Origin of the sequence: Micromonospora sp. CB01531 (assembly GCF_001905095.1) — a bacterium.
In the GTDB taxonomy this organism is placed as follows: Bacteria; Actinomycetota; Actinomycetes; order Mycobacteriales; family Micromonosporaceae; genus Micromonospora.
The window spans coordinates 1-11,633 of sequence record NZ_LWLS01000075.1; the positions used below are offsets into that span (position 1 = coordinate 1).

Sequence of the window (11,633 nt, forward strand, 5' to 3'; positions counted from 1 at the left end):
TGCTTGACATTCAAGCTCTTGGGATGTCTTTGGGGAAGTACTGGCGCAGCAGCCCGTTGGTGTTCTCGTTCGTGCCGCGTTGCCAAGGGCTGTGCGGGTCGCAGAAGTAGACCTCGATGCCCGTGTCCAGACGCAACTGGACGTGCTGGGCCATCTCGGCTCCCTGGTCCCAGGTCAGCGAGCGGCGTAGCTGCTCGGGCAGGGTGGTGATCTGTTCGGCGATCGCGTCGCGGACCGCTTGGGCGCCGTGCCCTGCCAGCGGCGGGCCGTTCTTCACTCTGGGCTGCTGGCCGTGGCCTTCCATGCGGGGCAGGTGCAGCAGCATCGTGAACCGGGTGCTGCGCTCGACGAGCGTGCCGATGGCCGAGCGTTCCAAGCCGATGATCAGATCGCCTTCCCAGTGGCCCGGCATGGCCCGGTCAGTGACCTCCGCCGGTCGTTGGCTGATCATGACCTCCCGGCTCAGAAAGTTCTTGCCTCGCCTGCGGGTGCGGGCCTGCGGCACCCGTAACGCCCGGCCGGTGCGCAGGCACGCCGTCAGCTCGCGGCGCAGCGCGCCGCGGCCCTGAACGTAAAGCGACTGGTAGATCGCCTCGTGCGAAATCCGCATCGACTCATCGTCCGGGAAGTCCAGCCGCAGGCGCCTGCTGATCTGCTCCGGGCTCCAGGCTGTGCCCCAGCGCCGATCCGCGCGGCGTCCATGCCGGCGTCCCTTCCACGGCACGTTCGGGCCCGGAATCGGCCGGCCTTCGCCGTCCGTGATCGTGCCGGCAAGCCGGTCCTGCACATAGTCGCGCAGTCGTTGATTCGCGGCCAGCTTGGCAACTTTCGGGCGACGGCCACGGCGCTCGGCGTGCCACTGCGCGGCCAAGGCACGGTAGTCCAGGCGGCCGCCACGAGTCGCGGCGTTGCGGCGCAACTCCCGCGAAATCGTCGACGCGTCACGCCCTACCGCCCGAGCGATCTCCCGAACGCCCTTACCTTGCGCTTTGAGCAGTGCGATCTCTTCGCGCTCAGCGAACGACAGATACCGGCCCGACACCGGGACCAGCGACAAAGGCGACATACCGCCACCCTGACGAAACCAACGCCCGCCCACCGGCTGCGACACACCACACGCCGCCGCAGCTTCCTCGCTCGACAGACCTTCAGCGATCCGCCGCCAGAACTTCCGCCGCACCTCCCGGTGCTCATTCACACCCGGGCGGCCCGGCGACCGCATCGCCGGCCTGCCCGTCACCGCCGTCACCCAGCCCGATGGCCTACCCATGTCCACACCCCTTGATCGAGGTGTTGCGACGACCACTGGAATCCGCCGTTCGACCCGCGGTCGCTGTGATGAATCAACTCGCCGTCGCGGACGTCGCGGGACCAGATCCCGTATTCGAGGGCGGCGAGGATCAGGTCGGTGTCACACCGGTCGGAGGTCTTCCACCCGACGATCCGGCGGGAGAACGCGTCACGGACCGCGGCCAGCCAGAACACGCCTTCGCCGCAGGAGATGCGGGTGGCGTCGGCGACCCAGAGCCGGTTCGGACCGGCTGCGGTGAACTGCCGGTTGACCAGATCCGGCGCCGGCGTGTGCCGTGGGTCCTGCTTCGTGGAGCCGCCGCGCCAGCCTCGGCGCAGGAACGCACCCTGCCAGCCCTGGGCCGCCATCAACCGCTCCACCCGCTTGCGGCCCACGCGAATGCCGTCACGGCGGAGCTGCCCGTGCACCCGGTCCGCGCCGTACGTGTGCCCGGACGCTTCCCAGATCTCGTGAATGTTGGACAACAACCCCAGATCGACCACGTTCCGGTCGCAAGGCTGCTCGACCTGCTTGGCCCACGCGTAGTACGTCGAGGCGCCGACGTTGACGACCCGTAGCAGGAGCGCGACCGCGAACTGGTCACGGTGTTCATAAATGAACGTCATGACCGTCGCCGGGTCGGGTCGAGCTCCGCCGCGAAGTACGCGCTCGCCGCCTTCAGGATCTCGTTCGCCCGCCGCAGCTCGGCGACTTCCTTGCGCAGCCGACGGTTCTCCTCGGCCATCTCACTGGTGGGCCGGTCGTGACGCTCACCCGCGTCAGCCTCGGCCTGACGGATCCAGTTCCGCAATGCCTCGTGATGCACGCCCAACTGCTCGGCCAGGCGCCGGATCACCGGCTTCGGATCCGACTCCCGATACAAGCGCACGGCACGCTGGCGCAGCTCATCGGGGTACTTCTTCGGTGCTGCCACGGACGACTTCCTCCCCACGGCCATCAGACCATGATCAAGAAGCTCCATGAAAGCGGGGGTGGCTCACAACTAGCCAAGATCTACTACACGCAGATGGTCGAACGCGGCGCCGAACACCTCAAAGCCCTCTGCGTCGTCGCCGGCCGCCTCGCCGAACGCGTCTGGACCGTCATGCGCCGCGGCATGCCTACGTCATCTGCGACACCGACGGCACACCGATCACCTCCAGCGAGGCCAAGATCACCATCGCCGAGCAGTGGACCGTTCCCGCCAACGTCCGCGCCCGCCGACGCAGCACCAAAACCACCACCACGAAGGCGGGGAAGGCCCCTCAACGAGTCCTCACGGGACATGTCAGGTCAGACGCGCGAAGCGCCGACAAACGAGGCGACCTTCCCCACCAACGATCGTCCAACCAACCGACCTACACGGTCAAGCCAGCACCTTGACAGCCGATCCCCGATAGGGAATCAGTCGGGGATGTTCCAGGCGGATGCCGTGAAGGTGACCGAACCGTCCTGGGGGGTGGCGGTCACCGAGAGGACCACCATCTTCCAGGTGTTGGCCGAGGAGCGCGCGTCGTCGTACGAGGTGGTGATGCAGTAGACCTGGCCACGCCGCAGCGGCTGCTCCTCGCCCGCGATGGGGCTGGTGCGGATCTGGTCCGCGCACTCACTCGGCTTGACGGTGGTCGAACTCACCTCGCTGGCGTGGACGCCAGACGTGAGGTTGAGGTAGGGGGATCCCGAACCGCACGGCCGGTGGAACTCCAACTCCGCGACGCCCGCCGCGGTCTGCACACGCGGCTCGTCCAGGTCGATGTAGACCGTGTCGCTACAGTTGGAACCGACGGGCACCCGCAGGGTCTCCCCCGTGTACTTGTCCTCATACCGGGTGCGGTCGTTCAGCTCGGGCACAGCACCGGACTCGGTGGGCGCCGGCGCATCGGTCGTCTGGTCCGCGCTGGGCGAATCCGACGTCGTCGGCGAGCTCGGCGCGGCCCCCGCGCCGGATGGCGACACCACGGCGGAAAGCTTGTCGAGCGCCTCGTTCGCCCGGTCCGCGGCCCGCCAGGACAGCAGCATTGAGATGACGGCGAGCAACACCGCCACCCCAGCGGCCGCCATGGCCACCAGGCCGGCACCGGAGCGGGCCCGACCAGGGCCGCCGCTGGTCGACGGGCCCGCAGCGCCGTCGTTCGGCGCGGCGAAGGAATCCGGTGTGCTCATCGCCCGTCCGTGTCCTTTGGATCATCCGCTGTGGTCGCCGACACGGTATCGCACCGGAGCATCCGATAGGTTGTGCGAGATCCGAAGGCCGAGCGTCCCTTGTACCTTGTCATGATCCGGCAGAATGACGCCGCGCAACGGCGCTTCGTTGACTCAGGTGGCGAGCGGTGAGCACATCCTCCCAGCACGATCCGGCCGGTTCCGGCGCGGTGTCCGACGGTCGACGCCGGGGTGACCGCGCGACCACGGTCGGCACGATCATCGGTGCGGCGGGGCTGTTGGTGTCGATCCTGGCGTGGCAGTGGCCCAGGGACCCTGCGGCCGATGCCACGCCGGCCCCACCGAGCGCCAACACCAGCCCGCCGGCCGGGACGACGGCCAGCCCGCCGAACGGCCCGACGAGCACGCCGCAGCCGACGCCGAGCGCCCCCGCCGGGCCGGGGGTTTTCCTGGCCGACGACCTCACCCCCGAGGCCGGCGGCGACAAGCTGGTAGACATCCCACGCGCGGTCCGGGGTCGCCCCGACTACAACAGGCACGCCATCGCGATCCGGTGCCCGAGCAACGCCAGCGACGAGCCGGTCACGGAGGTGACCTACCTGCTCTCCCGGCACTATCGGCAGTTCGACGCGACCGTGCACCCCTACTACCCGCCCGACTCAGACGTCCAAGCGGCCACCTATGTCACCGCGATCCAAGGCGTCCGGCAGCGGGACGGGAGCCTGACCACCAGCGAGGCCGGCGCGCAGCAGCGGTCGCGACCGGGTGCACCCCGCACGCTCACCGCCGTCGTGGAGAAGGCCGAAAAGCTGACCATACGGGTGGACTGTGGCGAACCGGCCGGGGTCGTGATGCTGACCGACGCCCGGCTGACCCCCGCCTGACCCGGCCGCGCCGTCGGTCAGTCCGCGGCGGGTTCGGGGAGCGCGAAGATGACGACGGTCCGCCCGCCGCCGTCGCCCGGCGGCTCGGTACGGGTGCCGGCCCGCTGGAACCCGCACTTCTCGGCGACCCGGATCGAGGCCGTGTTCGCCTCGTCCGCCTCCAGGATCACCTGCTCCAGAGCGAGTTCGGACAGCGCCCAACGGGCCAGCAGCCGGACCACCCGGAGCGCGGCACCCCGCCCCCGGCAATGCGGGAACACCCCGTACGCCACGGTGGCGACCGCGTCGCTGCGGAACTGCAGGTTGATGCTCCCGACCGGTTCATCGGTCACCGCGTCCGCGATCACCAGCGGGGCGGCCTTCCCGCTGCGCCAAATCTCCTCGCCCCGTGCTACATAGTCGCGGCGCGCCGGTGCGTCCATCGGCTCGTCGTCCAGCCAGCGGCGGATCTCCGGATCATGGCTGGCCGCGGCGATCGCCTCGACGTCGGACTCCCGCCGTGGCCGCAGGGCGACCGTGCCGTCAGTCAGCGGCGCGGCGGGCGGCGCGATCGGTGTGGAACGAGTCATGGACGGTCATCGGAATTGCGGCGTGGAAACCCGGCCGTTTACGGCCGGGAGGAAACGCCGCTTCCTCCCATCGGTGATCGTCTTACGTGGACGGTTGGTAGGGTGTGAGGCGTGGGTGATGTGGTGAAGCGGGCTTACAAGTACCGCTTCTACCCGTCTCCTGAACAGGCTGAGCAGTTGAACCGCACATTCGGGTGCGTGCGTGTGGTGTACAACCGGGCGTTGGAAGCCCGCACCCGGGCGTGGGCGGTCGACCGTCGGCGCAGCACCTATGTGCAGTCGTCGGCGTGGCTGACAGAGTGGAAACGCACCGATGACCTGGCGTTCCTGAATGAGGTGTCGTCGGTGCCGTTGCAGCAGACGCTGCGGCATCTGCAGGCCGGATTCGTAGCGTTCTGGGACAAGCGGTCCCGGTATCCGAGGTTCAAGTCCAAGCGCAAGTCGCGGGCGTCGGCCGAATATACCCGCTCCGCGTTCCGCTGGCGTGACGGCCGGCTCACGTTGGCCAAGATGACCACCCCGCTGAACATCGTGTGGTCGCGGCCTCTGCCGGAGGGGGCGGAACCGTCGACGGTCACGGTGTCCCGGGACGCCGCTGGCCGCTGGTTCGTGTCCATCCTGGTGGAGGACACGGCGGTGAAGCCGCTGCCGTCGGTCGCGCCCGTGGTTGGTGTGGACGCGGGCATCACCAGTCTGCTCACCCTGTCCCACCCGATCCCCGGAATCAGCGACGGGCAGGGCAAGGTGGCCAACCCGCGTTACGGGCAGGCCGACCGGCGCAAGCTGGCCAAGGCGCAGCGCGACCTGTCCCGCAAGGAGAAAAGCTCCGCGAACCGGGCGAAGGCCCGGCTCAGAGTGGCCCGGATTCATGCCCGTATCGCCGACCGGCGTCGGGACCACCTGCACAAGCTGACCACTCGACTCGTCCGTGAGACTCAAACGGTCGCGATCGAAGACCTCAGCGTGCGGAACATGCTCCGCAACCGCCGCCTGGCCCGTGTCATCTCCGACGCGGCTTGGGGTCAGTTCCGCAGCATGCTGGAGTACAAGGCCACCTGGTACGGGCGTGAGGTGATCCCCGTCGACCGGTGGTTGCCCTCGTCCAAGACCTGCTCCGGGTGCGGGCGGATCAACACCACCCTCGCCCTCAATGTCCGCGCTTGGACGTGTCCGGGTTGCGGGGTTGAGCACGATCGGGACATCAACGCTGCTCGCAACATTCTCGCCGCCGGGCTGGCGGAGAGGTAAAACGCCTGCGGAGCTGATGTAAGACCTCAAGGGAAGATCCTCCCGGAAAGGCAGTCGGCGATGAAACAGGAAACCTCACGGGCGACCGTGGGAATCCCGGCCCCATTCAGGGCCGGGAGGATGTCAAGGTACGGCCGGTTTCTGTGCCCGCTGGCGGTTGAACTCCGTGGCCGGCAGGGCTGTGGTGGGCCCGGGTCCGACCACCGGCGGCGGGACCGAGTCGTGCCGGTTGGCCACGTACGACAGCGCGGCGAGCAGCCCGTCGCTGGTCATCTCCACCGGCCGCCCGGCGGCCGAACGGTCGACGGTCACCGGCATCCGGCCGGCTCGGGACCACGCCAGTCGGCCCCGGTCGGTGATGTAGCCGCGGGCCTGTCCGGCGTTGTCGGGGTGCAGGCAGTACGGGATGTCGAGGTAGCCGCGGGCGAAGGCGCGGCGGAGGGCGATGCCCACGTCCTCGCTGAGCTCCAGGACCGCCTCGATGAGGGTCCGCGCCTCGGCGTAGATGCCGGTGTCCGGCACCTCGGCCGGGGCCGGCTGTTCGGCGGCGGCGGCCCGGGCGGCATGCTCCAGCGCGGCCACGTTCTCCTCGACCGTCGGGATGCGGTGCGCCTCGGCCGGGGTCTTCACGATCAGGCGGGCCGCTCCGCCGCGTACCGCCAGCCGGGCGGCGGTGCCGAGCAGCCGCAGCGCCCCCTCGGTGGTCCGTGGATACACCCCCATGTAGGTGTAGAGCACCACGTGGCTGTCCAGGTCGGGCAGCAGTTCGTCGATCAGCCGGCGCAGCGCGGCCAGCGCCTCCTCGTCCTGCTTGGGCGAGGTCTGCTGGGCATAGCTCAGCGAGACGCTGCGCAGCCCGTGCTGCCGGAAGAACATGCCCTCCAGCACGGCCACGGCGAGCAGCAGGCTGGGCGGGCAGAGCTGCCCGAGCAGGCAGCCACCGAAGCTCTCCAGGTGCGGTTCGACGCCGAGGTCCCGTAGTCGGGTGTAGCCGGCGCAGCATCGCGCCCAGCTGTCCACCGCGTCCCGCAGCGGCACCCGGCTGTAGGGCAGGCAGTACGAGACGGGGCCGCCCTCGGTCGCGTCCACTCCGGTCCGCAGCAGGGCGGCGAAGATCTGCTCGGGCCGCGCCGAGCCGTGCCGCACCTGCACCGGCACGTCGTGCCGGTGCGCGGCGGCGAGCACCCAGCGGGTCACCTCCGGGGGGTGGTCGACGATCGGATACCCGTTCAGGGGTGATCCGTCGGCCAGCGCGCGCCGGGCGGCAGCGTGGTCACCGACCCGGGTGTAGCTGTCCAGTGTGACCGTGGCCGCGGTCGCCGCCCGGGCCCGCGCCACCGCGTCCAGCCCGGCCCGCATGGCGGCCGGGTCGCCGAAGCCCATCCGGGGCTGCACGACCAGCTCGCCCCGCGCCCTGGCGGCGGCGACGGCCGCGGCGAACGGGCCGCGCGGCACCCCGGCGGCGCTCCGCTCGGTCATGCCGACCGGTCCGCCGCGACGAGTTCGAGCCGGCCGAGGTACTCCAGGAAGCGGTCCCGGTCGGCGCCGTCGTCGAAGACGGCCGTGTAGCCGGCGGCGAACAGCTCGGCAACCTGCGCCCCGGTCAGGCTGCCGTCGACGCCCAGCTTGCCGCCGATGACGATCGGCACGTCGGCCAGGGCCGGGTCGGCGCGCAGCACGGCGGCCAGCCGTTTGCCGTCGGTGCAGCCGTGCCCGTTGACGCTGGAGACGACCACCAGGTCGGGGTTGCTCCGGCGGCACTCGGCGGCGAACAGCTCCTCCGGCACGCAGGCACCCAGGTTGATCACCCGGTGCCCGGCCTCCTCCAGCAGCAGTTGCAGGTAGACCAGGTTCCAGGTGTGCGCGTCGGAGGAGACCGTGCCGAGCAGCACGGTGCGGCCGCCGCCGGTCGCGGCCGGCTGGACCGGGGCCAGCACGGTCACCGGCGTACCCCTGCGGCGTGCAGGGCGTCGAGGAAGCCGTCCAGCCGCTCCAGGCCCCAGAACCGGTGCCGGCCCACGATGAAGTACGGCACCGCGAAGATGTCGTCGTCGTACGCGCCCGCCAGGGCCTGCACCGCCGCCTCGCGGAGGCTCGGGTCGGTCGCGGCGCCGATCGCCTCGGCCGGATCGATCCCCGCCTCGGTGGCCAGGCCGGCCAGCACGCCCGGGTCGCTGATGTTCTCGCCCTGCTCCCACCGGGCGCGGACCGCCGCCTGGTAGAACTCCCAGGCGCGCCCCTGCTGGCGGGCGTACAGCCAGGCCAGGTGGGGTGCCGCCCAGTCGACGTCCATGTCGGCCGGCCACACCATCCGGTACCCGATCCGGTGCACCAGCCGGTTGGTGTCGGTCAGCAGGTACTCGTGCTTCGCCCGGCTGATCGGGGTGTCCAGGAAGCTCGAGTCCGCCTCGGCCAACGCGGCGCGCAGCCCGTCCTCCGGCACCCAGTGCGGCACGAAGTTGATGGCGTCCGGCGCTTCCGGCCAGCGTTCCGTGAGCTGACGTACGGCGAGCCAGCTGCGCGGGCTGCGGAACGAGAAGTAGAGCCGGGGAGGCTTACGCATGTCGGGGGGTCTCCTCGGGATCAGGCGACGGTCGGGGTGGGCAGCGCCGCGAGGAACCGCCGGATCTCCACGGTCACCGCGGCGGCCTGCCTCAGGTGGCAGAAGTGACCGCCGTCGGACCTGGTGTGCACGGACGCCACCGGCATCGCCCGGCGGAGCGCCTCGGTGCGGGCGCCGGCGAGGGCCGGGTCGAGCGCGCCGGTGACCACCAGGGTGGGCACCGTGACGGTGTCGAGACCGAGATCGGCGGTGGTGATGAACTGGCGGAGCAGGGCGACGAAGCCGAGCGGGCCGACCCGGTCGAGGGCCTTGGCGACCATGGTGTCGACCAGGTCCGGGTCCAGGGTGTGCCGCCGCCGGCCCAGCCGGAGCCGGAGTCCCTCGCCGATCACGGCGCGGAACCGGGCGAGTTCCCGGTCGAAGAGCTGCCAGCTGACCGGGTCGTCGGGGGACCGGAAGTACGGGGCGAGCAGCACGACACCGTCGGTCGCGGGCCGGTCCGCCGCGGCGAGCAGTTCGAGCACCGCGTTCGCCCCGAACGAGTGGCCCACCAGCAGGGCGGGCGGTTCGGGGAGCAGGTCCAGGGCGTGCCGCAGCAGCGTTGCGGGGCTGGTGCGGTGCACCCAGCCGTACTCGGCGCCGGCGCGCCAGGGCAGGTCGAGGGCGTAGGGAGTGAAGGGGGGGTCAGCGCCCAGCGCGTCGAGGAACGGCTGCCAGGTGTGCCAGGAGTCCTCCATGCCGTGCGCGAGCACCAGCGCCGGGCCGCTGCCCGGACCGCGGTGCACGGCAAGGCGTTCGCCGTGGCACTCGGCCTCGACGACGGGATACCAGGTCACGGCGTACCTCCGAGCCTCGCCCGCCGCGGGGCCACCAGGCGGTGGCTGCCCGCGGCGGGACCGGGGCGGTCACGTGGGTCAGTCCTGCCAGCCGGCGTACTGCTTGACGACGTCGTAGACGGCGCGCAGGTTCTCCATCTTGGGCAGCTCGGTCTGCGGGATTTCGATCTTGTACATCTTCTCCAGCCGGGCCAGGATCTCGATCGCCCGCAGCGAGTCCGCCTCGTGGTCGTCGACGAAGTGGCTGGTCTCGGTGATCTCCTCGGGCTCCACCTCGAGCACCTCGGCGACGATCTCGCGCAACTCGTTCATCCGGTTGCTCATGACCTGGGTCATCGTGCTGCCTTCCCTTCTGTGGTGTGACTGGATGGCTCAGCCGGTCGGCCCGGCGGCCAGTTCGGTGTCCGGCCGGGCGACCGCGAGCATCGAGCCGACGACGGCGATCCGCCGCTCACCGACCCAGGTCTCGCCGCGCATGACCGCGCTGTTGGGTTTGAGCGACTCCACCACCACCTCGTGGCGCAAGACGTCGCCCGGGTACGCGGCGCCGAGGAACTCGAAGTCCCGGGCCGCGCCGAAGACGAGGGTGCCCTCCGGCGTCTCGCCGCCGGCCTGGGCGGAGAGCAGCCAGAGCACCGCCCCGGCCTGCCCGAGCGACTCCACGATCAGCGCCGCCGGATAGGCGTACGCGGACTGCGGCAGTCCCTCGGCGAGTCCGGCGAAGCACGGCTCGGTGCCGGTGACCGCCTTGGTCGCCACGATGCGCCGGCCGGGCTCCACCTCGAGGACCCGGTCCACCTGCAGGATCGGGTGCCGGTGCGGCAGGATCGCGGTGAGGTCGGCGTACTCAAGCATCGGTCGCCCCCGACCGCACGCGCAGCTCCAGGGTGACCTTGGCGCTGGCCGCGCCGTCGCCGCGGCGGCAGTCGGCGACCACCCGGACCCGGCGCGGGTCGTCCGGGTCGTCGCGCAGCTGGCAGCTCACGGTGAGCACGTCACCGGGCAGCAGCGGCGCCTTGAACCGCACCGACCGCACCGCCGCCAGCTCCACCCGGACGTCCGGGCCGCGGCTGGCCTCGACGGCCCGGCGGGCCGCCTGGTGGACCGTCTCCACGGTGAACACTCCCGGGTAGATGGGAAAGCCGGGGTAGTGGCCCGCCAGATACGGGTCGGTGGCCACGATGCGCTTGGTCGCCGTGATGCCGTCGGCGCTCGTTCGCACCTCGTCGACCGCGTCCAGGGGTGCGGCGAAACTGCGACTCATGGCCCTCCTCTCCGATTCGCTGTCCGTATTGCACCGGCGCCGGCTCGAGACCGGCTTAAAGTCGGCTCGGGTCGTCAGAGCACGATCCCGCCGTCGACCTGCAGCACCTGGCCGGTGACGTACCCGGCCCGGTCGGAGGCCAGGAAGGACACCAGCTCCGCGACGTCGGCCGGCTGGCCGAGCCGGCGCAGCGGGATCATGCCGACCGCCTTCGCCCGCGCCTTCTCGGACAGCGCGGCGGTCATGTCCGTCTCGATGAACCCGGGCGCCACCACGTTCACCCGCACCCCGTACGGGCCCAGCTCCTTGGCCAGCGCGCGGCTCATCGCGTTGATCCCGCCCTTGCTGGCCGAGTAGTTGGCCTGGGTGGCGTTGCCGTACACCCCGGCCACCGAGGACATGTTGATGACGACGCCGCGCTTGCGCTTCATGAAGCCGAACACCACGGTCCGGCAGAAGTTGAAGGTGCCGGTGAGGTTGGTGTCCAGCACCGCCGCCCAGTCGGCGAACGGCATCAGCACCAACGGCTTGTCCCGGACGATGCCGGCGCTGTTGACCAGCACCTCCACCGGCCCGAGCTCCGCCTCGGCGGCGGCGACGAACTCGGTCACCGCGTCCGGGTCGGCCACGTCGCAGGGTGCGTGGAAGCAGCGCACCCCCCGCTGCTTGATCGCGTCGGCCGTCTCCGCCGCCGCCTCGCCGCCGCTGCGATAGCAGAACGCCACGTCGTACCCGTCCTCGGCCAGCCGCAGCGCCACCGCGCGGCCGATGCCGCGCGAGCCGCCGGTGACCAGCGCGGTGCGCTGCTCCATCCG

The 11,633-nt window shown here is 70.9% G+C and carries 14 protein-coding genes and 1 pseudogene; 2 read left to right on the top strand and 13 right to left on the bottom strand.

All coding sequences use genetic code 11. The features are described 5' to 3' along the window. Window positions 1-28: 28 nt before the first annotated feature. The 4 genes and pseudogenes from A6A27_RS21555 to A6A27_RS21570 all read right to left on the bottom strand — a co-directional run. Window positions 29-1,270 (bottom strand): annotated as a pseudogene (locus A6A27_RS21555) (IS30 family transposase); the annotation flags it as partial. Continuing rightward, a complete protein-coding gene (locus tag A6A27_RS21560) occupies window positions 1,246-1,917 on the bottom strand; it encodes an IS3 family transposase (protein ID WP_073836451.1) in 672 nt (223 codons plus the stop codon). The pseudogene A6A27_RS21555 and the gene A6A27_RS21560, both read right to left, overlap by 25 nt. After that, window positions 1,914-2,225, bottom strand: coding sequence for a transposase (locus tag A6A27_RS21565; protein ID WP_073836452.1), 312 nt, complete (start codon window positions 2,223-2,225; stop codon window positions 1,914-1,916). Before A6A27_RS21565 ends, A6A27_RS21560 begins: the two co-directional genes overlap by 4 nt. Before the next feature lie 470 nt (window positions 2,226-2,695). After that, window positions 2,696-3,454 carry a hypothetical protein gene (locus A6A27_RS21570; protein WP_073836453.1) on the bottom strand — a complete coding sequence of 253 codons (759 nt, stop codon included), beginning with the start codon at window positions 3,452-3,454 and terminating at the stop codon, window positions 2,696-2,698. A 167-nt stretch (window positions 3,455-3,621) separates the two neighbouring features. Here A6A27_RS21570 and A6A27_RS21575 point away from each other — a divergent pair, with 167 nt between their 5' ends. Further along, window positions 3,622-4,338 (top strand): hypothetical protein, encoded by a 717-nt coding sequence (locus tag A6A27_RS21575; RefSeq protein ID WP_073836454.1) that lies wholly within the window; start codon window positions 3,622-3,624, stop codon window positions 4,336-4,338. A 17-nt stretch (window positions 4,339-4,355) separates the two neighbouring features. Here A6A27_RS21575 and A6A27_RS21580 read toward each other — a convergent pair whose 3' ends face one another. Then, the gene (locus A6A27_RS21580) at window positions 4,356-4,907 is read right to left on the bottom strand and encodes a GNAT family N-acetyltransferase (RefSeq protein WP_073836455.1); all 552 of its coding nucleotides are present in this window, start codon (window positions 4,905-4,907) and stop codon (window positions 4,356-4,358) included. A gap of 123 nt (window positions 4,908-5,030) precedes the next feature. On the opposite strand from A6A27_RS21580, the gene A6A27_RS21585 reads away from it, so the two are divergent. Continuing rightward, on the top strand, window positions 5,031-6,155 hold the full coding sequence (locus A6A27_RS21585) for an RNA-guided endonuclease InsQ/TnpB family protein (protein WP_241825386.1): 1,125 nt from the start codon (window positions 5,031-5,033) through the stop codon (window positions 6,153-6,155). A 123-nt stretch (window positions 6,156-6,278) separates the two neighbouring features. Here the strand turns inward: A6A27_RS21585 and A6A27_RS21590 are convergent, their stop codons facing one another. From A6A27_RS21590 to fabG, 8 genes are all read right to left on the bottom strand, one after another. Continuing rightward, complete coding sequence (locus A6A27_RS21590) at window positions 6,279-7,634, bottom strand: methylaspartate mutase (protein ID WP_073836457.1); 1,356 nt, start codon at window positions 7,632-7,634, stop codon at window positions 6,279-6,281. After that, the gene (locus A6A27_RS21595) at window positions 7,631-8,098 is read right to left on the bottom strand and encodes a cobalamin B12-binding domain-containing protein (RefSeq protein ID WP_073836459.1); all 468 of its coding nucleotides are present in this window, start codon (window positions 8,096-8,098) and stop codon (window positions 7,631-7,633) included. Before A6A27_RS21595 ends, A6A27_RS21590 begins: the two co-directional genes overlap by 4 nt. Next, entirely contained in the window at window positions 8,095-8,718 is a 624-nt protein-coding gene (locus A6A27_RS21600; protein WP_073836460.1) for a 2-hydroxychromene-2-carboxylate isomerase, read from the bottom strand. Before A6A27_RS21600 ends, A6A27_RS21595 begins: the two co-directional genes overlap by 4 nt. Before the next feature lie 20 nt (window positions 8,719-8,738). After that, window positions 8,739-9,554, bottom strand: a complete 816-nt coding sequence (locus A6A27_RS21605) for an alpha/beta fold hydrolase (RefSeq protein ID WP_083672757.1) — start codon at window positions 9,552-9,554, stop codon at window positions 8,739-8,741. Between the two features lie 78 nt (window positions 9,555-9,632). Further along, window positions 9,633-9,890, bottom strand: coding sequence for an acyl carrier protein (locus A6A27_RS21610; protein WP_073836461.1), 258 nt, complete (start codon window positions 9,888-9,890; stop codon window positions 9,633-9,635). A gap of 36 nt (window positions 9,891-9,926) precedes the next feature. Further along, a complete protein-coding gene (locus tag A6A27_RS21615; protein ID WP_073836462.1) occupies window positions 9,927-10,409 on the bottom strand; it encodes a 3-hydroxyacyl-ACP dehydratase FabZ family protein in 483 nt (160 codons plus the stop codon). Continuing rightward, complete coding sequence (locus A6A27_RS21620; protein ID WP_073836463.1) at window positions 10,402-10,818, bottom strand: 3-hydroxyacyl-ACP dehydratase FabZ family protein; 417 nt, start codon at window positions 10,816-10,818, stop codon at window positions 10,402-10,404. The genes A6A27_RS21615 and A6A27_RS21620 overlap by 8 nt, the downstream gene beginning before the upstream one ends. 74 nt (window positions 10,819-10,892) lie before the next feature. Next, window positions 10,893-11,630, bottom strand: coding sequence for a 3-oxoacyl-[acyl-carrier-protein] reductase (fabG, locus tag A6A27_RS21625; protein WP_073836464.1), 738 nt, complete (start codon window positions 11,628-11,630; stop codon window positions 10,893-10,895). Window positions 11,631-11,633 lie beyond the last annotated feature (3 nt).